Source organism: Pseudomonas sp. C32 (genome assembly GCF_030417915.1).
Taxonomy (GTDB): Bacteria; Pseudomonadota; Gammaproteobacteria; order Pseudomonadales; family Pseudomonadaceae; genus Aquipseudomonas.
Genome location: NZ_JAUHUK010000003.1, coordinates 168371 through 192054, shown reverse-complemented (window position 1 = coordinate 192054; position 23684 = coordinate 168371). Strand labels below are relative to the sequence as shown.

Here is a 23684-nt window from a genome sequence, read left to right as displayed (position 1 = left end):
TTCTATGTTGTCCGGCAACCTTGAACTCTCAGGCTGACAGGTATTTGCTCTGATTTCTCATAAGAGCAAATGCCATCCACGGCGTTGGTGTGAGCGGCTTCCTGGGGCGCGTTCTTCGGCGCCAGGTGAATCACCAGCTGATGGCCGAAGAAACTGAAGTCGACCCAGTGGTCGCTGGACCGTCCTTCTTCCAGGCCGAATACCGAGCCGTAAAAATGTCGCGCTGCGGCCAGGTCGTAGACGGGGATGGCCAAGTGAAAAGGGGATAGCTGCATTGTGCATGCCTCGACGATGGATTGAGTTGATAAAAAACAATAGTCGATCAAACACAATCCCTGTAGGAGCAAGCTTGCTCGCGATAGCGGTGTCTCAGCCACCACCGAGGGTGAATGTGCTGACATCTTCGCGAGTAGCTTGCTCCTACAGGGATTTAACCGCGTTCAAGAAATCACAGGCATAAAAAACCCGCCAGGCTTGGCGGGTTCTTTATTTGGCTAGCCGAAGATTACTCTTCGATGTTGCCCATGGCCGTGGTGTTGAAACCACCGTCCACGTACATGATTTCACCGCTGATGCCAGACGCCAGGTCCGAGCACAGGAAGGCGCCGGCGTTGCCGACTTCGTCGATGGTGACGTTGCGGCGCAGCGGAGTTTGCGCTTCGTTCGCGGCCAGCATCTTGCGGAAGTTCTTGATGCCAGAAGCGGCGAGGGTGCGGATCGGGCCAGCCGATACGCAGTTGACGCGAGTACCGTCCGGGCCCAGGGAGCCGGCCAGGTAACGAACGCCAGCTTCCAGGGAAGCCTTGGCCATGCCCATCACGTTGTAGTTCGGCATGGTGCGCTCGGCGCCCAGGTACGACAGGGTCAGCAGGCTGCCGTTGCGGCCTTTCATCATTTCGCGGCCGGCTTTGGCCAGGGCCACGAAGCTGTAGGCGCTGATGTCGTGAGCAATGCGGAAACCGTCGCGGGTGGTGGCTTCGGTGAAGTCGCCGTCCAGTTGGTCGCCCGGGGCGAAGCCGACGGAGTGCACGATGCAGTCCAGGCCGTCCCACTTCTTGCTCAGTTCTTCGAAGACCTTGGCGATTTCTTCGTCGCTGGCCACGTCGCACGGGAAGCACAGCTCAGGGCTCGAGCCCCAGCCTTGTGCGAACTCTTCGACACGACCCTTGAGTTTGTCGTTCTGATAAGTGAAGGCAAGCTCAGCGCCCTCGCGATGCATGGCGGCAGCGATGCCGGATGCGATGGACAGCTTGCTGGCGACACCGACGATCAGTACGCGCTTACCGGCGAGAAAACCCATGTGTTGCTCCTCTTTTCAGGTTATTGCGCAGTGGCTGGTGCCAAAAAAGCGGCTTCCAGCAACTGCTGTGTATACGGATGTTGGGGGGCGGCAAAAATGCTTTGCGCGTCTCCCTGTTCGACCACTTGGCCATGCTTGACCACCATCAACTGGTGGCTCAGCGCTTTCACCACAGCCAGGTCATGGCTGATAAACAGATACGTCAGGTTGTACTTGGTTTGCAGTGAACGCAAAAGCTCCACCACCTGGCGTTGTACGGTGCGGTCGAGGGCCGAGGTCGGCTCGTCCAGCAAAATCAACGCCGGTTTTAACACCAATGCCCGGGCAATGGCGATTCTCTGCCGTTGCCCGCCGGAAAATTCGTGGGGGTAGCGGTGCCGGGTTTCCGGATCCAGACCTACCTCCTTCAATGCCGCAATAATCGCCGCTTCCTGTTCTTGCGCGGTGCCCATCTTGTGAATCCGCAGGCCTTCGCCAACGATGTCGCTGACGCACATCCGCGGGCTCAGGCTGCCAAACGGGTCCTGAAACACCACCTGCATCTCCCGACGCAACGGGCGAACCTCGTTCTGCGTCAGGCAGTCTAGCTGCTTGCCCTCAAAACGAATGACGCCTTTGCTGCCGATCAGCCGCAAAATCGCCAGGCCCAGCGTCGATTTACCGGAACCGCTTTCTCCCACAATCCCCAAGGTCTGACCCTGGGGCAGGCTGAAATTGATGCCGTCGACCGCTTTGACGTAATCCACCGTGCGTTTGAGCAGGCCTTTCTTGATCGGAAACCAGACTTTCAGGTCCTCGACCGCCAGCAACGGCGGGCCAATCACATTGGTCGCCGGCGTGCCGCTGGGCTCCGCCGCCAGCAGTTCTCGAGTGTACGGATGCTGCGGCGCGCGGAACAACTCTTCGCACGATGCCTGTTCGACGATGCAACCTCGCTGCATGACACATACGCGATGCGCAATTCTTCGCACAAGGTTCAAATCGTGGCTGATCAGCAGCAATGCCATGCCCAGGCGAGCCTGCAATTCCTTGAGCAGTTCGAGGATTTTCAGCTGAACGGTCACGTCCAGTGCGGTGGTCGGCTCGTCGGCGATCAGCAGTTCCGGCTCGTTGGCCAGGGCCATGGCGATCATCACGCGCTGACGCTGACCACCGGACAATTCGTGGGGCAGGGCCTTGAGGCGCTTGTGGGGTTCGGGAATGCCGACCATCTCCAGCAACTCCAGCGTGCGTTTGGTCGCCACTTTTCCCGTCAGACCCTTGTGGATGCCGAGCACCTCGTTGATCTGCTTCTCGATCGAATGCAGCGGATTGAGCGAGGTCATCGGCTCCTGGAAGATCATCGCAATCCGGTTACCGCGGATATGACGGATGGTCTTTTCGTTCAGGTCCAGCAAGTTTTTCCCGTCATATTCGATGGTGCCGGACGGGTGTCGGGCCAGCGGGTAGGGCAACAGGCGCAGGATCGAGTGCGCAGTCACCGATTTGCCCGAGCCACTTTCGCCGACCAGGGCCAGTGTCTCGCCACGCTTGATGTCGAAACTCACGCCTTCGACCGCGCGTTGACAACGTTTGCCGACGACGAATTCGACGGCCAGGTCGCGCACTTCAATCAGATTGTCCTGATTCATTTCACTTCCTCGGGTCGAAGGCATCGCGAGCGGACTCGCCGATGAACACCAGCAAACTCAACATCAACGCGAGCACCGCAAACGCGCTGATGCCAAGCCACGGCGCTTGCAGGTTGGATTTGCCCTGGGCCACCAGTTCCCCCAGCGACGGGCTGCCCGCCGGCAAACCGAAACCGAGGAAATCCAGGGCCGTGAGCGTGCCGATGGCGCCGGTCAGGATGAACGGCATGAAGGTCATGGTCGAGACCATCGCGTTGGGCAGGATGTGGCGGAACATGATCGCACCGTTCTGCATGCCCAGGGCGCGGGCGGCGCGCACGTATTCGAGGTTACGCCCACGCAGGAACTCGGCGCGCACCACGTCCACCAGGCTCATCCAGGAAAACAGCAGCATGATCCCCAGCAGCCACCAGAAGTTGGGCTGCACGAAACTCGCGAGGATGATCAGCAAGTACAACACCGGCAACCCGGACCAGATCTCCAGAAAGCGCTGCCCGGCCAGATCGACCCAGCCGCCGTAGAAACCCTGCAAAGCCCCGGCGATCACACCGATGATTGAGCTGAACACGGTCAGCGTCAGGGCAAACAATACCGAAATCCGGAAGCCATAAATCACCCGGGCCAGCACATCGCGACCCTGGTCATCGGTGCCCAGCAGGTTGTCCGCCGAGGGCGGTGCCGGGGCCGGGACTTTCAGGTCGTAGTTGATGCTCTGGTAGTTATAGGGAATCGGCGCCCACAGCACCCAGGCGTCCTTGGCCTTGAGCAATTCGCGGATGTACGGGCTCTTGTAGTTGGCTTCCAGCGGAAATTCGCCGCCGAAGGTGGTTTCCGGGTAGCGCTTGAGCGCCGGGAAATACCAGTTGTTGTCGTAGTGCACCACCAACGGCTTGTCGTTGGCGATCAACTCGGCGCCGAGGCTGGCGCCGAACAGGATCAGGAACAGCCACAGCGACCACCAGCCACGCTTGTTGGCCTTGAACAGCTCGAAACGCCGGCGATTGAGAGGGGACAGGTTCATCTCAATGCTCCCGGCTTTCGAAGTCGATGCGCGGATCGACAAAGGTGTAGGTGAGGTCGCCGATCAGTTTCACCACCAGCCCCAACAGGGTGAAGATGAAGAGGGTGCCAAACACCACCGGATAGTCGCGGTTGATCGCCGCTTCGAAACTCATGAGCCCGAGGCCGTCGAGGGAAAAAATTACCTCCACCAGTAACGAACCGGTGAAGAAGATCCCGATGAACGCTGACGGGAACCCGGCGATCACCAGCAGCATGGCGTTGCGGAACACATGGCCGTACAACACGCGGTGATTGGTCAGGCCTTTGGCCTTGGCGGTGACCACGTACTGCTTGTTGATCTCGTCGAGGAAGCTGTTTTTGGTCAGCAAGGTCATGGTCGCGAAGTTGCCGATCACCAGTGCGGTCACCGGCAGCGCCAGGTGCCAGAAGTAATCGAGGATCTTGCCGCCCATGCTCAGTTCATCGAAGTTGTTCGAGGTCAGCCCGCGCAACGGGAACCAGTCCAGATAGCTGCCCCCGGCGAACACCACAATCAGCAGGATGGCAAACAGGAACGCCGGGATCGCATAACCGACGATGATCGCCGAGCTGGTCCAGACGTCGAAGTGGCTGCCGTGTCGCGTGGCCTTGGCGATCCCCAGCGGGATCGACACGAGGTACATGATCAACGTGCTCCACAGCCCGAGGGAAATCGACACCGGCATCTTTTCCTTGATCAGGTCGATGACCTTGGCGTCGCGGAAGAAGCTGTCGCCGAAATCCAGACTCGCGTAGTTCTTGACCATGATCCACAAGCGTTCCGGCGCCGATTTGTCGAAGCCGTACATGTGCTCGATTTCCTTGATCAGCGCCGGGTCCAGGCCTTGGGCGCCGCGATAGGCTGATCCGGCCACCGAGACTTCGGCACCGCCACCGGCAATGCGGCTGGTGGCGCCTTCAAAGCCTTCGAGCTTGGCGATCATCTGCTCCACCGGACCGCCCGGCGCGGCCTGGATGATCACGAAGTTGATCAGCAAAATACCGAACAAGGTCGGAATGATCAGCAACAGTCGCCGAAAAATATACGCCAGCATCTGATTACTCCGTGCCCGCAGGATTGGCCTGCAATGTGGTTTCGACTTCTACCGCAGGTTTCGCATCAGGCTTGACCCACCAGGTGTTAATGCCGATGTCATAGTCGGGAGAGTTTTTCGGGTGACCGATGTGGTTCCAGTACGCCACGCGCCAGGTCTTGATGTGCCAGTTGGGGATCACGTAGTAGCCCCATTGCAGCACGCGATCCAGCGCCCGGGCGTGGGCCACGAGGCCTTTGCGCGAGTCGGCATTGATCAGGTTTTCGACCAGTTGATCAACGACCGGATCCTTCAAGCCCATGGTGTTGCGGCTGCTGGGCTTGTCGGCGGCGGCGCTCATCCAGAATTCGCGCTGTTCGTTACCTGGTGAGTTGGACTGCGGAAAACTGCCGACGATCATGTCGAAATCACGGGAGCGCACACGGTTGATGTACTGCGAGACATCGACACGGCGGATCACCAGATTGATGCCGAGGTCACTGAGGTTGCGCTTGAATGGCAGGAGCACGCGTTCAAATTCGGTCTGGGCCAGCAGGAATTCGATGGCCACCGGTTTGCCCGTGGCGTCGACCATTTTGTCGTCGACGATCTTCCAGCCGGCCTCTTGCAGCAATTGATAGGCCTCGCGCTGCTGATTGCGGATCATGCCGCTGGCGTCAGTCTTCGGATTTTCGAAGGCTTCGCTGAACACCTGAGCGGGCAGCTTGCTGCGAAACGGCTCGAGGATCTCCCGTTGATCGGCGTCCGGCAGGCCGGTGGCGGCCATTTCCGAATTCTCGAAGTAACTGCGGGTGCGCACGTAGGCGCCGTTGAACAGTTGCTTGTTGGTCCATTCGAAGTCGAGCAGCAGGCTCAGCGCCTGGCGCACCCGCACATCCTGAAACACCGGACGGCGCAGGTTGAAGACAAAACCCTGCATGCCGGTCGGGTTGCCGTTGTGAATCTGTTCCTTGATCAACCGACCTTCGGTGACTGCCGGAATGTTGTAGGCGTTGGCCCAGTTCTTCGCGGTCATTTCCAGCCAGTAATCGAACTGCCCGGCCTTCAGCGCTTCGAGGGCGACGGTGTTGTCGCGGTAGTAATCGGTGGTCATCGTGTCGAAGTTGTAGAAGCCACGATTGACCGGCAGGTCCTTGCCCCAATAGTCCTTGACCCGCTCATAACGCACTGAGCGACCGGCCTTCACGTCGGCCACTTTGTACGGGCCGCTGCCGAGCGGAATTTCCAGATTGCCCTTGTTGAAATCGCGGTCGACCCACCAATGCTTGGGCAGCACCGGCAACTGGCCGAGGATCAGCGGCAGTTCGCGGTTGTTGCTGTGCTTGAACTTGAACAGGACTTTGAGCGGGTCTTCGGCGATGACTTCGGCCACATCGCTGTAGTAGCCGCGAAACAGCGGCGAGCCTTCCTTGGTCAGCGTGTCGAAGCTGAACACCACGTCTTCGGCGCGCACGGGATGACCGTCGTGGAAGCGCGCTTCGGGGCGCAGGTAAAAGCGCACCCAGCTGTTGTCCGGCGCTTTTTCGATCCTGCCGGCGATCAGTCCGTACTCGGTGAAGGGTTCGTCGAGACTGTGCCGGGTCAGCGTGTCGTAAATCTGGCCGATGTCATCGGCCGGTACGCCTTTGTTGATGAACGGGTTGAGGCTGTCGAAGCCGCCGAACCCGGCCTGGCGGAAGATCCCGCCTTTGGGGGCGTCCGGGTTGACGTAATCAAAGTGCTTGAAATCGGCCGGGTATTTCGGCGGCTCGTTGTACAGGGTCACGGCATGTTGCGGAGCGGCGCAGGCCAGTCCGGCGAACAGCAGACCGCTGGCCTGCAGGAGCAGGGCGCGTACGGGTTTCATCGATCTTTCTCCGAAGACTTCAGCCACCACGCGCTCAGGCCCAGGGTGTAGGGCGGCGTCGTGACAAAGGCCAACCGGTTGCGGTAGGCCAGTCGGTGATAGTTGAGGTACCAATTGGGAATGATGTAGTGCTGCCACAGCAGCACACGGTCGAGGGCCTTGCCGGCCGCGACCTGGTCATCGCGGGTCTGGGCGGCGAGCAGTTGCTCCAGCAGGTGATCGACCACCGGGTTGGCGATGCCGGCGTAATTCTTGCTGCCCTTGACCCCGGCCTGGCTGGAATGAAAGTACTGCCATTGCTCCAGGCCCGGGCTGAGGGTCTGGTTGAGGGTCATCAGAATCATGTCGAAATCGAACTGGTCGAGGCGTTGCTTGTATTGGGCGCGATCGACCGTGCGCAGGTGGGCGTCGATGCCGATACTGGCGAGGTTCTCGATGTAAGGTTGAAGAATGCGTTCCAGGTTCGGATTGACCAGCAGGAGTTCCAGGCGCAACGGTTGCCCGGTCGCGTTCTGTAAACGCTGGCCATTAAGCTTCCAGCCGGCTTCAGCGAGCAGGCCGAGGGCTTTGCGCAGGGTTTCCCGGGGGATGCCGCGCCCGATGGTCTGCGGCAGGCTGAACGGCTCTGTGAACAGCCTGGCCGGTAATTGTTCCCGGTAGGGCTTGAGCAGCAGCCATTCATGTCCGACCGGCAACCCGGTCGCGGAGAATTCGCTGTTGGGGTAGTAACTCATGGCGCGTTTGTAGGCGCCGCTGAACAGCGTGCGGTTGGTCCACTCAAAGTCGAACATCAGCCCCAGGGCTTCGCGGACCTTGGGATCAGCGAACGTCGGGCGACGGCTGTTCATGAACAATCCCTGGCTCTGGGTCGGGATCTGGTGCGCAATCTGCGCCTTGATCACCTCGCCGCGACGTATCGCCGGGAAGTTGTAACCGGTGGCCCAATTCTTTGCCTGATGCTCGATGTAAATGTCGAATTCGTCCGCCTTGAAGGCTTCGAATGCCACGTCACTGTCACGGTAATACTCGACTTCCATGCGGTCGACATTGTATTTGCCGCGATTGACCGGCAGGTCCTTGCCCCAGTAATCCTTGACCCGTTCGAAGACGATTTGTCGCCCTGGCGTGACCGATGTGATGCGATACGGTCCACTGCCCAGCGGCGGTTCGAAGGTGGTGGCTTTGAAGTCTCGGCCCTTCCAGTAATGCTGCGGCAGCACCGGCAACTCGCCCAGACGCAGGATCAACAGCGGATTGCCGGCACGCTTGAACACAAAACGAATGCGCTGCGGATTGAGGATGTCGACCCGCAGCACTTCCTGGAGGCTGGTGCGGTACAGCGGATGACCTTCCTTGAGCAGCAACCGGTAGGAGAACGCGACGTCGTACGCGGTGATCGGCGTGCCGTCGTGGAAGCGCGCTTCGGGGCGCAGATTGAACACCACCCAGCTGCGGTCTTCGCTGTACTCCACCGACTGGGCAATCAGGCCGTAACTGGACGCCGGTTCATCCCCGGATGGCGCGTACTGGCCGGTGCCGACCATCAGCGGTTCGTTGAGCTCGTTGATGCCGTACTGCAGGAAGCTCGGCGTGGTGACCGGGCTGGTGCCCTTGAACGTGTAAGGGTTGAGCGTATCGAACGTGCCAAACGCCATTACCCGCAACGTTCCGCCTTTGGGCGCTTGCGGGTTGACCCAGTCGAAATGGGTAAATCTGGCCGGATACTTGAGCGTGCCGAACTGCGCATAACCATGGCTTTCGCTGATCGTCGCGCTTGCGGTGGAGCTCAAGGCCAGGCTGATCAGGAAGAGGAGGGGACGCTTCAAATAGGGGATCCGATCCAGGCGGCTTGGGCTTTGTGGACCGTACAGTAACAGCTTGTCAGGACAGGAAAAAGACAGGGGATCAATCAGTCATTTCGGCTGGACGACAATCCCTGTAGGAGCGAGCTTGCTCGCGATGACGGTGTGTCAGTCGCCATCGATGCAAACTGACAAGCCCTCATCGCGAGCAAGCTCGCTCCTACAGGTTTTGTGCTCGCCATGAAACTGTGCAGGCATAAAAAAGCCCCTGAATTCAGGGGCTGTTTTTTTAGCGCGGATTGGCAACCGTCAACATTTGTCCGGGCTTCAACGCCTGGCCGACACGAGGGTTCCAGCGTTTGAGATGCTGCATCTCAACGTTGAAGCGCTTGGCCACGATGTACAGCGAATCGCCTTGCTGGACCTTGTACTTGGTCTGCTGCTTGTTGCTTTTGGCGGTTTTGCTGTTGGCGGCGACCACGGTATTGACGCGACCGGAGCTGTTTTTGCTTTTGCGGGTGTCCTGCATGACCAGGGTCTGGCCGGCCTTGAGGTTCTTGCCGCTGAGGTTGTTCCAGCGTTGCAGATCCTTGACGTCGACGTTGTTGGCCTTGGCAATGGAGCCGAGGTTGTCGCCGCGCTTGACCCGGTAGTTGCGTTTGGCACTGGCGACGACCGTATCGTCCGCACCGTCGAAGACAGGCTTGAGTGGCTTCTTGCTGATCAGCTCTTCAGGGCGCATGGTCTGCAGGCTGGTGGTCAGCAGTTGTGCCTTGGAAGTCGGCACCAGCAAATGCTGCGGGCCATCCAGGGTGGTGGTGCGCTGCTTGAAGGCCGGGTTCAGCTGGAACAGTTCGTCTTCGTCGATGTTGGCGACTTCAGCGACTTTGGACAGGTCCATGCGCTGATTGATTTCGACAGCCTGGAAGTACGGTTCGTTGGCGATCGGGTTCAGGTTCACGCCATAGGCGTTGGGAGCCATGACCACTTGCGACAGCGCCAGCAACTTTGGCACGTATGCCTGGGTTTCGGACGGCAGCGGCAGGTTCCAGTAATCGGTTGGCAGGCCGAGCCTTTCATTGCGCTCGATGGCCCGGCTGACGGTGCCTTCACCGGCGTTGTAAGCCGCCAGGGCCAGCATCCAGTCGCCGTTGAACATGTCATGCAGGCGGGTCAGGTAATCCAGCGCGGCGGTGGTCGACGCGGTGATATCACGACGGCCATCATACAGACGGGTCTGGCGCAGGTTGAAGTAACGCCCGGTGGAAGGGATGAATTGCCAAAGACCCACCGCGTTGGACCGGGAATAGGCCATCGGGTTGTAGGAGCTTTCAATCACTGGCAGCAGCGCCAGTTCCAGCGGCATGTTGCGCTCTTCGAGGCGCTCCACGATGTAGTGCATGTAGAGACTGCCACGTTCGCCGGCGTTTTCGAGAAACGACGGGTTGCTGGCGAACCACAGGCGCTGTTGCTCGATACGTGGGTTGACGCCCAGCCCGTCCTGCAACTGGAAGCCCTGGCGCATGCGCTCCCAGACGTCCTGTGGAACTTGCGGGCTAGGTTGTTCAGTGAGCCAGATCGGCTTCTGTTTGGCGCGTGCAGCGATGTTCTGGGTGTGCGTCGCATCAGTCTGCGGCGCATTGCTGGAACAGCCCGCCAATGTGGCGGACACAGCCACCGCGATGGCTTGAGCCAAGCGGGTCAATGCGTCTGAATTGATGGCTTTACGAATAGGTGACGACATTGGCTGGAAGTTAGTTCCGGGCAAAAATGTCGGGCGATTCTAGAAAGCGTACCCCCTGCGGTCAACCATTCAGCGATATCAGACCCGCGAGCAAGCTCTTTAGAACCCGTCTTTCCAAGCCCTGAGCGCAGCAAAAACCATATCGGGCGCCAAGTTATCGCTGCCGGTCCGTTCGTCCATTTTTTCTTTAACAGATGTTTCACTGACACGCAAAAACGGATTTGTGAGCTTTTCCAGCGCCAGTGTCGAAGGCAACGTCATGATCCCGGATTCCCGTTGTCGGGTGACTTTGGCCAGGCGTTCGGCAGTGTCGGGATTGTTCGGTTCGACGGCGGCGGCAAATTTCAAATTGCTCAGGGTGTATTCGTGAGTGCAGTAGACCAGCGTGTCCTCCGGCAGCGCGGCCAAACGGGTCAGCGAGGCGTACATCTGCTGTGGCGTGCCTTCGAACAGACGCCCGCAGCCCGCGGCAAACAGCGTGTCACCGCAAAACAACAGACCATGGTGATAGTAGGCAATATGCCCCAGCGTATGGCCCGGGACGGCAAGCACATCGAAATCCCATCCGAGCACGCTGACACGGTCGTTGTCCTTGAGCGCAACGTCCCGCGCGGGAATGCTTTCGCTCGCCGGGCCATAGACCTTCGCGTTTGTCGCTTCCTTCAACTGTTCGACACCGCCGACATGGTCATGATGGTGGTGAGTGATCAGAATGTCGCTTAATACCCAACCGGGATTGACCGTCAGCCAGGCTTGCACGGGCGCGGCATCACCCGGATCGACGACGGCGCAGCGCTTGCTGCCGTGGTCTTGTAACAACCAGATGTAGTTATCGGTGAAGGCGGGCAGGGCAGTGATCTGTATCATCGTCGGATTCGCCAAGCAGAAAACAAAGGCGCATCTTAGAACTTCCTGGCGCGTTGGAGAATGCAATGACTGACAAAGCGTTCGCACAGGCTGATCCGGACTGGCTGGCGTTGATCAGCGCAGCCCGCGACTGGCTGTCCGGGCCCATCGGGCAATTTTTGCTGGACGAAGAGCGGCGCATGCTCGAAGACGAGCTGGGGCGCTTTTTCGGCGGTTACCTTGTGCATTACGGCCCGTCTGCCCAGACGCCGCCGTCGGCGCCACAGGTGCAGCGCAATGTGCGTCTTGGTGCGCCGTTGCCGGGGGTCGAGATTGTCTGCGAGGAACAAGCCTGGCCACTCAGCGAACATGCCGCCGACGTGGTGGTGTTGCAGCATGGGCTGGATTTCTGCCTGTCGCCCCACGGTTTGTTGCGCGAAGCGGCCAGCAGCGTGCGGCCCGGTGGGCATCTGCTGATCATCGGCATCAATCCCTGGAGCACTTGGGGCTTGCGGCATATGTTTGCCCATGACGGGATGCGCAAGGCGCGCTGCATCTCTCCATCGCGGGTTTCGGACTGGCTGAACCTGCTGGGTTTCGCGCTGGAGAAACGCCGCTTCGGGTGCTATCGTCCGCCGCTGGCTTCGCCTGCCTGGCAGACCCGTCTGGCCGGATGGGAACGCAGGGCCGGCGCCTGGCAACTGTCGGGCGGTGGTTTCTACTTGCTGGTGGCGCGCAAGATCGTGGTCGGTCTGCGGCCGCTGCGGCAGGAACGCCGTGAGCCGATGGGCAAACTGATTCCGCTGCCGATGGCCAAGGTCAACCGGCGCAACATCGAGCCGTAAACCCTTCTTTAATTTCGGCCGGGCGTGTCCCGGCTTTGGGCGTCGTCGATCCTCGATCGGCGGGCCACCGCATTTTCTGGATAGATTGGCATGAGCGATAGCGTAGAACTCTTTACCGACGGCGCCTGTAAAGGCAATCCCGGCCCTGGCGGCTGGGGCGCCTTGCTGGTGTGCAAAGGCGTTGAGAAAGAACTCTGGGGCGGCGAAGCCAACACCACCAACAATCGCATGGAGCTGATGGGCGCGATCCGAGGCCTGGAAGAACTCAAGCGTCCGTGCGAAGTGCTACTGGTGACCGACTCCCAGTACGTGATGAAAGGCATCAATGAATGGATGGACAACTGGAAGAAGCGCGGCTGGAAAACCGCTGCGAAAGAACCGGTTAAAAACGCTGACCTTTGGAAGCTGCTGGACGAGCAGGTCAACCGCCATAAAGTCACCTGGAAATGGGTGCGCGGGCACATCGGCCATCACGGCAACGAACGGGCCGACCAATTGGCTAACCGTGGCGTGGACGAAGTGCGCGGCTACAAACAGACTTGATTTCCTGCTGATACACCGTGGTGCACTCATCGCCAGCAGGCTGGCTCCCACAGGAGATTTGTGAATGACGCAGATCAAGAGTGGGAGCTGGCCCGCCAGCGATCGGGACGGCACGGTCCACCTGAAAGACCCCGTCCAGCGTGTTAACATTCGCGTTTTTACATGATTGACCGATTGAGAGCTGAGCACTGATGGCCACCAGATCCGTTGTACTCGATACCGAAACGACCGGCATGCCGGTAACCGACGGCCACCGGATTATCGAAATCGGTTGCGTCGAGTTGATCGGCCGGCGGCTGACGGGGCGGCACTTTCATGTGTACCTGCAACCGGACCGCGAAAGTGACGAAGGCGCCATCGGCGTCCACGGCATCACCAACGAATTCCTGGTGGGCAAGCCACGTTTTGCCGAAGTGGCCGAAGAATTCTTCGAGTTCATCAAGGGCGCGCAGCTGATCATCCATAACGCGGCGTTCGACGTTGGTTTCATCAACAACGAATTTGCCTTGATGGGCCAGCACGGGCGTGCGGACATCACGCAACACTGCTCGATCCTCGATACCTTGATGATGGCCCGGGAACGCCACCCAGGGCAGCGCAACAGCCTCGATGCGTTGTGCAAACGCTATGGCGTCGACAACTCCGGCCGTGAACTGCACGGCGCCTTGCTCGACTCCGAGATTCTTGCCGACGTCTACCTGACCATGACCGGTGGCCAGACCAGCCTGTCCCTGGCGGGTAACGCCTCCGATGGCAATGGTTCCGGTGAAGGCGCGGACAACTCGGCCACGGAAATCCGTCGCCTGCCTGCAGACCGTCAGCCCACACGCATCATCCGCGCCAGCGAAGACGACCTGGCCCGGCACGCGGCTCGAATGGAAGTCATCGCAAAATCCGCTGGCGCTCCGGCGTTGTGGGTGCAGCTGGCTGAGGCGCAGGCGTAGTTCCTTCGTGAAGATCGAGCTCCTACGAGGGAATGCGTAATCCTGTAGGAGCTGTCGAGTAAAACGAGGCTGCGATCTTTTGAAAACCAACCCGCACCCCGACAAGTAGCTGCCGACCCATTTTAGTGCGTCGCGCTCGCCACATCCGCTTCAACCCTCTACCCTGAGGTGATTGGCAGGCTCTGGTCTGCCGCCTCAGGACACTGAGCCCCATGTATAAAGATTTGAAATTTCCCGTTCTGATCGTGCATCGCGACATCAAGGCTGACACCGTCGCCGGTGATCGCGTGCGCGGCATTGCCCGGGAACTGGAGCAGGAAGGTTTCAGCATCGTATCGGCGGTGGACTACACGGAGGGGCGGCTGGTTGCCTCGACTTATCACGGTCTGTCCTGCATGTTGATCGCGTCCGAAGACGCCAGCACTCATTCCCATTTGTTACAGAACATGGCCGAGCTGATCGGTCTGGCACGGGTCCGTGCGCCCGATCTGCCAATCTTCGCCCTGGGCGAAAAGGTCACTCTGGAAAATGCGCCGGCCGATGCCATGGCCGAGCTCAACCAGTTGCGCGGCATTCTTTACCTGTTCGAAGACACGGTGCCGTTTCTCGCCCGACAGGTGGCGCGTGCCGCGCGCAAGTACCTTGATGGCCTGTTGCCGCCGTTTTTCAAGGCGTTGGTGCAGCATACCGCCGACTCCAATTACTCCTGGCACACCCCGGGGCACGGCGGTGGCGTGGCGTATCACAAGAGTCCGGTAGGACAGGCGTTTCACCAGTTTTTCGGTGAAAACACCCTGCGTTCGGATTTGTCGGTTTCAGTGCCGGAACTCGGTTCGCTGCTGGATCATACCGGCCCCCTGGCCGACGCCGAGGCCCGTGCGGCCCGCAACTTCGGCGCCGATCACACCTTTTTCGTGATCAATGGCACGTCCACTGCCAACAAGATAGTCTGGCACTCGATGGTTGCTCGCGATGATTTGGTGCTGGTGGATCGCAATTGCCACAAATCGGTGCTGCACTCGATCATCATGACCGGCGCCATACCGCTTTATCTGTGTCCGGAGCGTAATGAACTGGGCATCATCGGCCCGATTCCACTGAGTGAATTCAGCCCGGCATCGATCCAGGCCAAGATCGATGCGAGCCCGCTGACCAAGGGCCGGGCGCCGAAGGTCAAACTCACGGTCGTCACCAACTCGACCTACGACGGCCTCTGCTACAACGCCGAACTGATCAAACAGCAATTGGGCAACAGCACCGAGGTGTTGCACTTCGACGAGGCCTGGTACGCCTATGCGGCGTTCCATGAGTTTTTTGCCGGACGTTACGGCATGGGCACATCCCGCACTGACGACAGCCCGCTGGTGTTCACCACCCATTCCACCCACAAACTGCTGGCGGCATTCAGCCAGGCGTCGATGATCCATGTGCAGGATGGCGGTGCGCGGCAACTGGACCGTGATCGCTTCAACGAAGCGTTCATGATGCACATCTCCACGTCGCCGCAGTACGGCATCATTGCCTCGCTGGACGTCGCCTCAGCGATGATGGAAGGCCCGGCCGGACGTTCGCTGTTGCAGGAGATGTTCGACGAGGCCCTGAGTTTTCGTCGAGCGCTGGCCAATCTGCGTCAGCACATCGCCGCTGATGACTGGTGGTTCTCGATCTGGCAACCACCGTCGGTGGAAGGTATCGAGCGGGTGACCACCGAAGACTGGCTGTTGCAGCCTGATGCCGACTGGCACGGCTTTGGCGGCGTGACCGATGATTATGTGTTGCTCGACCCGATCAAGGTCACGTTGGTGATGCCGGGTTTGACGGCGGGCGGCGCCCTTAGCGAGCGCGGGATTCCGGCAGCGGTGGTCAGCAAATTCCTCTGGGAGCGTGGGCTGGTGGTCGAAAAGACTGGGCTCTATTCGTTCCTCGTGTTGTTCTCCATGGGCATCACCAAGGGCAAATGGAGCACGCTGCTCACCGAGTTACTGGAGTTCAAGCGCAGCTACGATGCCAATGTCAGTCTGATCAATTGTCTGCCCTGCGTGGCGCAACAGAACGTTGCACGCTATCAGGGCATGGGCCTGCGGGATTTGTGTGATCAGTTGCACGCCTGCTATCGCAGCAATGCCACGGCCAAACACCTCAAGCGTATGTACACGGTATTGCCGGAAGTCGCGATGAAGCCGGCGGACGCCTATGATCAGTTGGTGCGCGGTGATGTTGAGGCGGTGTCCATCGATGAGCTGGACGGGCGCATCGCGGCGGTGATGCTGGTTCCGTATCCGCCAGGCATCCCCTTGATCATGCCCGGCGAGCGTTTTACCGAGGCAACCCGCTCAATCATTGACTATCTGGCGTTTGCCCGAACGTTCGATGCCAGTTTCCCGGGATTCGTCGCCGATGTGCACGGATTGCAACATGAAGACGAGGGCAATGGGCGGCACTATACCGTCGATTGCATCAAGGAATGAGGACCTTTCCCAGTATGCAACCGGTCATGAATCCTACTCATCCAGGGCTGTCGGTGCGTGTTGCCGACGAAGGTTTCGCTCCCTATATCTGGGGCAGTGATTTCAGTTTTGAAGTTGCCGCTTACGGCGCGCCGGAAATAGGTCAGCCCGTGGAGCGATGGCGGGTCACGCCGATTACCCCTTATCGCAAGTGTTATGGCATTGATCCTGAGGAGTTCAGCAGTTTTCGCGATGCTCCGGACAGCGCGATTTTCATGGCGTATCTGGACGATGAGCCGGTGGGGCATCTGGTGGTCAGCACCAACTGGAACGGCTTTGCCCATATCGACGAATTGGCAGTGCATGCGCCTGCCCGGCGACATGGCGTCGCCAAGGCGCTGCTGGATGTGGCGCAGTTCTGGAGCCGCAAGAAAAAACTGCCGGGCATCATGCTCGAAACCCAGAACAATAACCTGGGCGCCTGTCGACTCTATGAACGGTGTGGTTACGTGATCGGCGGGATCGACCATCTGCGTTATCGCGGCATCGACCCGAACACCGCCGAAGTGGCGTTGTTCTGGTATCGAATGTTCGAGAACCAGCTGGAAAACCCGATCAGTTCGCCAGCATCGCCGCGGCTTGTTCCGTGATGATGCTCAACAAAGCCTGAACCGCGGCAGAAGGCTCGCCGTTTTTCAGGGTCAAGGCGTACAGGCTGATCGGCACGGCCGGTGCCAGCGGGCAGACATCCAGCCCCGTCGTTTTGGCCCCGAGAGCCGTGAACGGGTCGACAATGGCCAGGCCTTCTCCGGCCTCGACCATGCTGCGCATCATCTGATGGGTCTGGACGCGGGTCTGAATGACCGGTGCAGGACGCAAGGCGTGCAGTTTGTATTCCAGGGCCGGGCTCAACGGGTCGTGACCTTCCAGGCCGATCATCGATTGACCGGCCAGATCCTGCACCGAGATGTATTTCTGTTTCGGTTGCAGCCAGCCATGGGGCGCGAGCAGTTGCAACTTGCCTTGGGCAATCACCTGGCAGTCGATTTCAGTGCGTTCGGGGTCATGCAGGCTCAGCCCCAGATCGCTTTCGCGCAGCAACAGGCTTTTGACGATGTCTCGGGTGGGCTGGCTCAGAAGGGTGCAGGGCGCGTCGGGCAGGCGTCGACGCAGGGCGGCGATGCTGTGCGGCAATAATTGCTGGGCCAGGGGCGGGGTGCAAATGATGCGCAGCGGTGGCGCCAGGTATTGTTTGAGGCTATTGGCCAGGCGCTGAACCGGTTCGAGCGCATCGTAGACCCGTTCGATTTCGACCTGCAGTTCCCGCGCCTCGCGGGTGGCCTGCAAGCGCCCGCGTACGCTGGCAAACAACATGAACCCCAGCTGATCCTCGGCGTCGCGCAGCAAATGCTCGACATCGGCCACCGGCATCTGCAGCCATTCGGCGGCGGTGCCCAGGTGACCGGTCTGCAGGAGCGCCTGGATCACTTCGATATGGCGTAAGCGCATGCATGAAGTCCATGTTCAGCAGGTGAAGGAGTCAGCGTTTGAATCCTAACCCAAGTCCGTGCATATGACTTCTACCCATAACATCGAGTTATGACGCAACGGTGGGTTCCGGCTCCCGGACGAGCGTAACGCCCGATTGCACCAGCTGAAACTCGTTGTCATCGATCTTGTTCAGGCGATCGCCAATGGCTGTTTTGTAAGTGGTAACCGTCCCTGGTACGTCTGCCGCCGGCGTGGATTCAAACTCATGCACGGAATAAATGCGGCCTTCCGCGTCTCTTGCATGGAACTGACCGACGAGTACTGCTGCCATCTGCTTAGAACCTCTGGAGATAAATCACTCAATTTGCGGCTCTGTAGACCGTGCTTGTGCGAAGTAAGTTTTCTTACATGAAAAAAATAGTCAGGTGCGGTGTTTTCGGCCGCCTCCGGGTAAAACGTCATCTATAACTACAAGCTCTTTCCACCGGACAGTCGAGAATCTCCCATGAGCAACGTCTATACGATCGCCGTCGTGGTCGGCAGCTTGAGAAAGGAATCGATCAACCGCAAGATCGCGTTGGCCCTGGCTGAACTGGCGCCTGCCAATCTCAAGCTCAACATCGTCGAAATCGGCGATCTGCCGCTCTATAACGAAGACATCGATGGTGCGTCACCGCCGGCAGCCTACAGCACTTTCCGACAACAAGTGAGCACATCCGACGCGGTGCTGTTCGTGACGCCTGAATACAACCGTTCTGTACCGGCGCCGATGAAGAATGCGATCGATGTGGGGTCGCGCCCGTACGGCAAAAGTGCCTGGAGTGGAAAGCCGGGCGCAGTGATCAGCGCGTCACCGGGTGCAGTCGGTGGATTTGGTGCGAACCATCACCTGCGTCAGTCCATGGTTTTTCTCAATGTGCCAATGATGCAGCAACCCGAGGCTTATCTGGGTGGTGCCGGTAAAGCGTTTGATGAGGCGGGTACGCTGTCCGAATCGGTGAAGCCTTTCCTGCAGAGTTTCATCAATGCCTATGCGCAATGGGTGGAGCAGCACAAGAAAGTCTGAGTTTGCGGGCAACCTGGTGTTGCGGGTGAATTTGGCGGCGCCGGTTGTGAGGTTATTCATTTAAACCGGGTTGGCCCTATCGCGAGCAAGCTCGCTCCTACAGAGGAATGCATTTCAGCCTGTGGGAGCCTGCTCGCGAAGGGGCCGGCTCAGGCAATGCAAGGCTCAACCTTGTCCCGGCACATTCGGCCAAAGATCCGCCACCAGAAACAACCGCTCGGCTTCTTCCCAGTCGCCACTGGCGTTTTCCGTCAGCCGCACCAGCAATTGCGCCGGGGCCAGCGGCTCCAGATCGCTCAACCACGCTTGCAGTTGCTCTGCATTCCAGGTGTGTTCCGCGGTGTAGTGCGCCGGGGCCAGCCAGGCATGGCGGGGCAGGGGCTGCCAGCGGCCAGCCGGGCTTTGCGCAACAAACGCCGCCCAATCCTTTTGATGCAACCAACGCCCACGCAAATGTTGTGGATGTGCGCCCTGCGGGGAATCGGAAGGGCCCGGCCACGGATAAAGCAGATAGCCACCCAACCATAAATGCGCGCTGAACTGGCGGATATCCAGTGCTGCGAGCACTTCGCGGCTCTCGGGACGTGCGGAGATCGGCAGTTGATGTTCGCTCAGGTGCTTCAGTTTGCGGTCCAGTCGGTCATGGCAACCTGGGCCGAGCCATTGTGCGGTGTCGTGGCCATCGCCGGATTGCGGGCCGAGGTAAAGCTTGATTGCCAGTTCCAGGTGATGCACGCCGTCGCGATCACGCAGCAACATGTCCAGCTCGCCCAAGGTGTGGCCCTCGCGGCGGATCGGCATGTTGGCGGCAATCAATTCGATGCCCGGCGCATGCTGCACGGCGAATTGCCACAGTCGCTCGTAATACAAGCCCAGGCGCCGGGTGCGGGCCTGGGCCAGCCAGTGCAGCAACCCGTAACTGTCCCGGTCGAGCTGTCGCAGCCAGTGTTCCAGGTGCTCCGGCGTCTGCACCCAATCGCTGCCGGCCAGCGGATGCCGCTGTGGCCACGGCGTATCGCCAAGCATCGGCGGTGCGAGGATGACCCACGCCAGGTCGCGCACTTCAGGGTGGCGCAACTGGTGGGGTAGCTGGAGCAAATCTGGAAATAGGATCATCTTGCGAGCATAGCCCGAAACCCGAGCACACCCTTGAAGCTGAAAGGATTTTGTCTACGGCCGGCTTTCGCCCATAATCGTGTTTTTCGCGCCACACAGATCCCGCAGGAGCCCCATGGAGCAATTTCGCAATATCGGCATCATCGGTCGCCTGGGCAGTTCTCAGGTGCTGGATACCGTCCGCCGACTGAAACGGTTTCTGCTCGATCGTCACCTGCATGTGATCCTCGAAGACACCATCGCCGAAGTCCTGCCGGGCCATGGCCTGCAAACGTCGTCGCGCAAGATGCTCGGTGAAGTCTGCGACATGGTCATCGTCGTCGGGGGTGACGGTAGCCTGCTCGGCGCCGCACGGGCACTGGCCAAGCACAATATTCCGGTGCTCGGCATCAACCGGGGCAGCCTGGGTTTCCTGACCGATATCCGTCCCGATGAACTGGAAGTCAAAGTCGCCGAAGTGCTCGATGGGCATTATCTGGTGGAAAACCGCTTCCTGCTCCAGGCCGAAGTCCGCCGTCATGCCGAGGCCATCGGCCAGGGCGATGCACTGAACGACGTGGTGCTGCACCCCGGCAAATCGACGCGGATGATCGAGTTCGAACTGTACATCGACGGCCAGTTCGTCTGCAGCCAGAAGGCCGACGGCCTGATCGTCGCCACGCCGACCGGTTCCACTGCGTATGCGCTGTCCGCCGGCGGGCCGATCATGCACCCCAAGCTCGACGCCATTGTCATTGTGCCGATGTACCCCCATACCTTGTCGGGTAGACCCATTGTGGTCGATGGCAACAGTGAGCTGAAAATCGTCGTGTCCAAGGATATGCAGATTTACCCGCAAGTCTCGTGTGACGGGCAGAACCACTTTACCTGCGCGCCCGGCGACACCATTACCGTCAGCAAGAAAGCCCAGAAGTTGCGGCTGATTCATCCTCTCGACCACAACTACTATGAAGTCTGCCGGACCAAGCTCGGCTGGGGCAGCAGGTTGGGTGGTGGAGGCGACTGATGCTCGATCCCGCGCGTAGCTACGACCTGATCGGTGACGTGCACGGTTGCGCAATGACCCTTGAGCATTTGCTCGACCGGCTCGGTTATCACAAGCAGGGTGGTGTCTGGCGACACGCATCGCGCATGGCGGTGTTCGTCGGCGACATCATCGACCGCGGCCCGCGGATTCGCGAGGCGCTGCATATCGTTCACGACATGGTCGAGGCCGGTCAGGCGCTGTGCATCATGGGCAACCATGAATTCAATGCGTTGGGCTGGGTCACGCCGGCGCTGCCCGGCAGCGGCAAGCAATTCGTGCGCGAGCACACGCCGCGCCATGCCCGCTTGCTGCACGAAACCCTGACTCAGTTTGAACACCATCCCGGCGACTGGCACGACTTCCAGCAGTGGTTCTACGAACTGCCGCTGTTCCTCGATGCCGGGCGTTTTCGCGTGGTGCACGCGTGCTGGGATGCAGGCTTGATCGAGCCGTTGCGGGCACTGTTTCCCAATGGTTGCGTCGACGAGCATTTTCTTCAGGCGTCGGCGGAACCGGGTTCGTTTGCCTGCACCGTATTCGATCGCCTGCTGCGTGGCACCGACATGCGCTTGCCCCATGGCTTGACCATGACCAGCGGCGACGGACTGGTGCGTTCGTTTTTCCGCACCAAATTCTGGGAAGACGACCCGAAAACCTATGGAGACATTGTGTTCCAGCCAGACGCCTTGCCTGAACCCGTCGCGCAAACGCCATTGACCTCTACCGAAAAGAACAGCCTGCTGCGCTACGGTATCGATGAGCCGCTGTTGTTTGTCGGCCACTATTGGCGCAGCGGCAAACCAGCGCCGATCCGGCCAAACCTGGCCTGCCTGGACTACAGCGCGGTGCTCTACGGCAAACTGGTCGCGTATCGACTGGACCAGGAAACCCGCCTCGATCCACATAAATTCGTCTGGGTCGATGTCGAGCGGCCGGAGGTGCTGCAATGAGTGCTGTCGCGGTCTTGCGTCTGCCATTGGCGGTGGACCTGAGCGGGTTCGTCCAATTGCTCAAACGCATGCAAGTGCCCCATCGGGTCAGTGAAGAGTCCGGTGAGCAAGTGTTGTGGGTGCCGCAGAACATCAGCGAAGACGTCCGTGCTCTGTACGAGCGCTTTCCGGCGGGCGATCCCGACCAGCAACTGGATATCCCGGTGGCGCAAACGGTCAAGCGTCCGGGGTTTGTCGAGCAGGTGAAATACGCCAAGGCCACCGCGCTGATATTGCTGCTGAGCGTGATCGTCGGCGCGCTCACGCTGCTGGGCGACAACCTGGAAACGATGCGCTGGCTGACCTTCCTCGAATTCCGCGTGGTCGGTGAATACATTCATTTCACGCCTCTGGCCGACAGCCTGGCGGCCGGGCAGTGGTGGCGTCTGGTGACGCCGATGCTGATCCACTTCGGCATCCTGCACCTGGCGATGAACGGCATGTGGTACTGGGAGCTGGGGCGACGAATTGAATCGCGTCAGGGCAGCATCAATCTGATCGGCCTGACCTTGCTGTTCAGCCTCGTGTCCAACTTCACCCAATATTTGTTCAGCGGGCCGTCCCTGTTCGGTGGGCTGTCCGGCGTGCTGTACGGGTTACTCGGGCATTGCTGGATTTTCCAGCTGCTCGCGCCGAACCCGGCATATCGCTTGCCCCGTGGCGTGTTGGTGATGATGCTGGTGTGGCTGTTGTTGTGCCTGTCCGGCCTCATCTCGATGATCGGCTTCGGCGAAATCGCCAACGCGGCCCATGTCAGCGGGTTACTCATCGGATGCTTCACCGGTTTGTTGGGTGGTTTGTACAACCGCCGTAAACTGGCCGTCTAAATCAGATATGCAATAAAGAGCGCGGAGACCCAATGTCCTCTTTTAACGAAATGATCAAGAACATCACCCCTGATATCTACGAGAGCCTGAAACTGGCCGTGGAAATCGGCAAATGGTCCGATGGCGGCAAACTCACCGCCGAACAGCGTGAACTGTCGCTGCAAGCGATGATCGCCTGGGAAATCCAGAACCTGCCCGAAGACCAGCGCACGGGCTACATGGGCCCGCAGGAATGCAGCTCCAAGTCGATTCAAGTGCCGAATATCCTGTTCAAGTCGGATGCCATCCATTGATCGAGATTGGCCGCGGTGCAATCAGCAAAATGTCGGCACGCCTTGACGGGCCGAACGTGCAATACGCATTTCGTCTTGGCGAAACCGAGGTACCGGTCAATCCGTTGATCGGGACCACGGTGCGCCTTGAATACCTGGGTGCGATCCACTGCATCCATTGCGGACGCAAAACCAAAACCAGTTTCAGCCAGGGTTACTGCTACCCATGCATGACCAAACTGGCCCAGTGCGACGTGTGCATCATGAGCCCGGAACGCTGCCACTTTGACGCCGGTACGTGCCGAGAGCCGGAGTGGGGCGAGAAGTTCTGCATGACCGACCACGTGGTGTACCTGGCCAATTCGTCGGGGGTGAAAGTCGGGATTACCCGAGCGACCCAGCTGCCGACCCGCTGGCTCGATCAGGGCGCCAGCCAGGCATTGCCGATCATCCGCGTCTCGACCCGACAGCAGTCCGGGTTTGTCGAAGACCTGTTCCGCAGCCAAGTGGCTGACAAGACCAACTGGCGTGCTTTACTCAAGGGCGATGCGGCGGCGGTGAATCTGGCCGAGGTTCGCGATCAGCTGTTCGCCAGTTGCGCAGAAGGTTTGCAAACGCTGCAGGAACGATTTGGCCTACAGGCGATCCAGACTATTTCTGACGTTGATCCGCTCGAAATCCGCTACCCGGTCGAGCAGTACCCGGCGAAAATCGTCAGCTTCAACCTGGACAAGAACCCGATCGTCGAAGGCACGCTGATGGGCGTCAAAGGTCAATACCTGATTTTCGACACCGGCGTGATCAATATTCGTAAATACACGGCTTACCAGCTCGCCGTGCATCAGTAAGGAT

22 protein-coding genes and 1 pseudogene are annotated in these 23684 nt (G+C 59.6%); 11 read left to right on the top strand and 12 right to left on the bottom strand.

Annotation, left to right across the window (positions count from 1 at the left end; all coding sequences use genetic code 11):
* Window positions 1-71 precede the first annotated feature (71 nt).
* From QYH43_RS04715 to gloB, 9 genes and pseudogenes are all read right to left on the bottom strand, one after another.
* Window positions 72-275: pseudogene (locus QYH43_RS04715) on the bottom strand (VOC family protein); the annotation flags it as partial.
* A gap of 230 nt (window positions 276-505) precedes the next feature.
* Window positions 506-1300, bottom strand: a complete 795-nt coding sequence (gene fabI, locus QYH43_RS04710; protein ID WP_095059904.1) for an enoyl-ACP reductase FabI — start codon at window positions 1298-1300, stop codon at window positions 506-508.
* Between the two features lie 20 nt (window positions 1301-1320).
* Window positions 1321-2931 (bottom strand): ABC transporter ATP-binding protein, encoded by a 1611-nt coding sequence (locus tag QYH43_RS04705; protein ID WP_095059903.1) that lies wholly within the window; start codon window positions 2929-2931, stop codon window positions 1321-1323.
* A 1-nt stretch (window position 2932) separates the two neighbouring features.
* Entirely contained in the window at window positions 2933-3952 is a 1020-nt protein-coding gene (locus QYH43_RS04700; protein WP_095059902.1) for an ABC transporter permease, read from the bottom strand.
* A gap of 1 nt (window position 3953) precedes the next feature.
* Window positions 3954-5027 carry a microcin C ABC transporter permease YejB gene (locus tag QYH43_RS04695; RefSeq protein ID WP_034146535.1) on the bottom strand — a complete coding sequence of 358 codons (1074 nt, stop codon included), beginning with the start codon at window positions 5025-5027 and terminating at the stop codon, window positions 3954-3956.
* A gap of 4 nt (window positions 5028-5031) precedes the next feature.
* The gene (locus QYH43_RS04690) at window positions 5032-6873 is read right to left on the bottom strand and encodes an extracellular solute-binding protein (RefSeq protein ID WP_095059901.1); all 1842 of its coding nucleotides are present in this window, start codon (window positions 6871-6873) and stop codon (window positions 5032-5034) included.
* Entirely contained in the window at window positions 6870-8699 is a 1830-nt protein-coding gene (locus QYH43_RS04685) for an extracellular solute-binding protein (RefSeq protein WP_095059900.1), read from the bottom strand. The genes QYH43_RS04690 and QYH43_RS04685 overlap by 4 nt, the downstream gene beginning before the upstream one ends.
* 265 nt (window positions 8700-8964) lie before the next feature.
* On the bottom strand, window positions 8965-10419 hold the full coding sequence (locus QYH43_RS04680; protein WP_301156519.1) for a transglycosylase SLT domain-containing protein: 1455 nt from the start codon (window positions 10417-10419) through the stop codon (window positions 8965-8967).
* 99 nt (window positions 10420-10518) lie between these two features.
* A complete protein-coding gene (gene gloB / locus QYH43_RS04675) occupies window positions 10519-11286 on the bottom strand; it encodes a hydroxyacylglutathione hydrolase (protein WP_301156593.1) in 768 nt (255 codons plus the stop codon).
* Window positions 11287-11351: 65 nt separating this feature from the next.
* Between gloB and QYH43_RS04670 the strand changes: the two genes are divergently transcribed.
* The 5 genes from QYH43_RS04670 (at window position 11352) to QYH43_RS04650 (ending at window position 16694) form a co-directional block, all read left to right on the top strand.
* Entirely contained in the window at window positions 11352-12110 is a 759-nt protein-coding gene (locus QYH43_RS04670) for a class I SAM-dependent methyltransferase (protein ID WP_095059897.1), read from the top strand.
* Between the two features lie 90 nt (window positions 12111-12200).
* On the top strand, window positions 12201-12653 hold the full coding sequence (gene rnhA, locus QYH43_RS04665) for a ribonuclease HI (RefSeq protein ID WP_095059896.1): 453 nt from the start codon (window positions 12201-12203) through the stop codon (window positions 12651-12653).
* Between the two features lie 191 nt (window positions 12654-12844).
* A complete protein-coding gene (gene dnaQ, locus QYH43_RS04660; protein ID WP_301156518.1) occupies window positions 12845-13597 on the top strand; it encodes a DNA polymerase III subunit epsilon in 753 nt (250 codons plus the stop codon).
* Between the two features lie 212 nt (window positions 13598-13809).
* Window positions 13810-16065, top strand: coding sequence for an arginine/lysine/ornithine decarboxylase (locus tag QYH43_RS04655; protein ID WP_301156517.1), 2256 nt, complete (start codon window positions 13810-13812; stop codon window positions 16063-16065).
* A gap of 14 nt (window positions 16066-16079) precedes the next feature.
* Window positions 16080-16694 carry a GNAT family N-acetyltransferase gene (locus QYH43_RS04650; protein WP_095059893.1) on the top strand — a complete coding sequence of 205 codons (615 nt, stop codon included), beginning with the start codon at window positions 16080-16082 and terminating at the stop codon, window positions 16692-16694.
* Here QYH43_RS04650 and QYH43_RS04645 read toward each other — a convergent pair.
* Together QYH43_RS04645 and QYH43_RS04640 are read right to left on the bottom strand one after the other, a co-directional pair.
* The gene (locus tag QYH43_RS04645; protein WP_301156516.1) at window positions 16660-17553 is read right to left on the bottom strand and encodes a LysR substrate-binding domain-containing protein; all 894 of its coding nucleotides are present in this window, start codon (window positions 17551-17553) and stop codon (window positions 16660-16662) included. The two genes, QYH43_RS04650 and QYH43_RS04645, sit on opposite strands and share 35 nt — an antisense overlap.
* Window positions 17554-17641: 88 nt before the next feature.
* Complete coding sequence (locus QYH43_RS04640) at window positions 17642-17866, bottom strand: hypothetical protein (RefSeq protein WP_095059891.1); 225 nt, start codon at window positions 17864-17866, stop codon at window positions 17642-17644.
* Window positions 17867-18040: 174 nt separating this feature from the next.
* On the opposite strand from QYH43_RS04640, the gene QYH43_RS04635 reads away from it, so the two are divergent.
* Window positions 18041-18601: an NADPH-dependent FMN reductase gene (locus QYH43_RS04635; protein WP_095059890.1), complete on the top strand. Its 561-nt coding sequence runs from the start codon at window positions 18041-18043 to the stop codon at window positions 18599-18601.
* A gap of 165 nt (window positions 18602-18766) precedes the next feature.
* On the opposite strand, the gene QYH43_RS04630 is transcribed toward QYH43_RS04635, so the two are convergent.
* Window positions 18767-19717 carry a DUF1853 family protein gene (locus tag QYH43_RS04630; RefSeq protein WP_095059889.1) on the bottom strand — a complete coding sequence of 317 codons (951 nt, stop codon included), beginning with the start codon at window positions 19715-19717 and terminating at the stop codon, window positions 18767-18769.
* Window positions 19718-19832: 115 nt separating this feature from the next.
* On the opposite strand from QYH43_RS04630, the gene QYH43_RS04625 reads away from it, so the two are divergent.
* Genes QYH43_RS04625 through QYH43_RS04605 form a run of 5 tightly spaced genes read left to right on the top strand, consistent with a single transcriptional unit; the run spans window position 19833 to window position 23680 of the window.
* Window positions 19833-20723 carry an NAD(+) kinase gene (locus QYH43_RS04625; RefSeq protein WP_053158802.1) on the top strand — a complete coding sequence of 297 codons (891 nt, stop codon included), beginning with the start codon at window positions 19833-19835 and terminating at the stop codon, window positions 20721-20723.
* Window positions 20723-21694 (top strand): metallophosphoesterase, encoded by a 972-nt coding sequence (locus QYH43_RS04620; protein ID WP_095059888.1) that lies wholly within the window; start codon window positions 20723-20725, stop codon window positions 21692-21694. Before QYH43_RS04625 ends, QYH43_RS04620 begins: the two co-directional genes overlap by 1 nt.
* Window positions 21691-22560, top strand: a complete 870-nt coding sequence (locus tag QYH43_RS04615) for a rhomboid family intramembrane serine protease (protein ID WP_095059887.1) — start codon at window positions 21691-21693, stop codon at window positions 22558-22560. Before QYH43_RS04620 ends, QYH43_RS04615 begins: the two co-directional genes overlap by 4 nt.
* A gap of 32 nt (window positions 22561-22592) precedes the next feature.
* A complete protein-coding gene (locus QYH43_RS04610; protein WP_053158810.1) occupies window positions 22593-22853 on the top strand; it encodes a YeaC family protein in 261 nt (86 codons plus the stop codon).
* Window positions 22850-23680, top strand: coding sequence for a DUF2797 domain-containing protein (locus tag QYH43_RS04605; protein WP_095151218.1), 831 nt, complete (start codon window positions 22850-22852; stop codon window positions 23678-23680). Before QYH43_RS04610 ends, QYH43_RS04605 begins: the two co-directional genes overlap by 4 nt.
* Window positions 23681-23684: the final 4 nt, after the last annotated feature.

Excerpts from the sequence above, each read along its gene's own strand:
- QYH43_RS04620 (WP_095059888.1), top strand. The coding sequence starts at position 20,723 with ATGCTCGATCCCGCGCGTAGCTACGACCTGATCGGTGACGTGCACGGT.
- QYH43_RS04610 (WP_053158810.1), top strand. The coding sequence starts at position 22,593 with ATGTCCTCTTTTAACGAAATGATCAAGAACATCACCCCTGATATCTAC.
- QYH43_RS04650 (WP_095059893.1), top strand. The coding sequence starts at position 16,080 with ATGCAACCGGTCATGAATCCTACTCATCCAGGGCTGTCGGTGCGTGTT.
- fabI (WP_095059904.1), bottom strand. The coding sequence starts at position 1,300 with ATGGGTTTTCTCGCCGGTAAGCGCGTACTGATCGTCGGTGTCGCCAGC.
- QYH43_RS04695 (WP_034146535.1), bottom strand. The coding sequence starts at position 5,027 with ATGCTGGCGTATATTTTTCGGCGACTGTTGCTGATCATTCCGACCTTG.
- QYH43_RS04635 (WP_095059890.1), top strand. The coding sequence starts at position 18,041 with ATGAGCAACGTCTATACGATCGCCGTCGTGGTCGGCAGCTTGAGAAAG.
- QYH43_RS04640 (WP_095059891.1), bottom strand. The coding sequence starts at position 17,866 with ATGGCAGCAGTACTCGTCGGTCAGTTCCATGCAAGAGACGCGGAAGGC.
- QYH43_RS04625 (WP_053158802.1), top strand. The coding sequence starts at position 19,833 with ATGGAGCAATTTCGCAATATCGGCATCATCGGTCGCCTGGGCAGTTCT.
- QYH43_RS04670 (WP_095059897.1), top strand. The coding sequence starts at position 11,352 with ATGACTGACAAAGCGTTCGCACAGGCTGATCCGGACTGGCTGGCGTTG.
- QYH43_RS04680 (WP_301156519.1), bottom strand. The coding sequence starts at position 10,419 with ATGTCGTCACCTATTCGTAAAGCCATCAATTCAGACGCATTGACCCGC.
- QYH43_RS04655 (WP_301156517.1), top strand. The coding sequence starts at position 13,810 with ATGTATAAAGATTTGAAATTTCCCGTTCTGATCGTGCATCGCGACATC.
- QYH43_RS04645 (WP_301156516.1), bottom strand. The coding sequence starts at position 17,553 with ATGCGCTTACGCCATATCGAAGTGATCCAGGCGCTCCTGCAGACCGGT.
- QYH43_RS04700 (WP_095059902.1), bottom strand. The coding sequence starts at position 3,952 with ATGAACCTGTCCCCTCTCAATCGCCGGCGTTTCGAGCTGTTCAAGGCC.
- QYH43_RS04630 (WP_095059889.1), bottom strand. The coding sequence starts at position 19,717 with ATGATCCTATTTCCAGATTTGCTCCAGCTACCCCACCAGTTGCGCCAC.
- rnhA (WP_095059896.1), top strand. The coding sequence starts at position 12,201 with ATGAGCGATAGCGTAGAACTCTTTACCGACGGCGCCTGTAAAGGCAAT.
- gloB (WP_301156593.1), bottom strand. The coding sequence starts at position 11,286 with ATGATACAGATCACTGCCCTGCCCGCCTTCACCGATAACTACATCTGG.
- QYH43_RS04690 (WP_095059901.1), bottom strand. The coding sequence starts at position 6,873 with ATGAAACCCGTACGCGCCCTGCTCCTGCAGGCCAGCGGTCTGCTGTTC.
- QYH43_RS04705 (WP_095059903.1), bottom strand. The coding sequence starts at position 2,931 with ATGAATCAGGACAATCTGATTGAAGTGCGCGACCTGGCCGTCGAATTC.
- dnaQ (WP_301156518.1), top strand. The coding sequence starts at position 12,845 with ATGGCCACCAGATCCGTTGTACTCGATACCGAAACGACCGGCATGCCG.
- QYH43_RS04615 (WP_095059887.1), top strand. The coding sequence starts at position 21,691 with ATGAGTGCTGTCGCGGTCTTGCGTCTGCCATTGGCGGTGGACCTGAGC.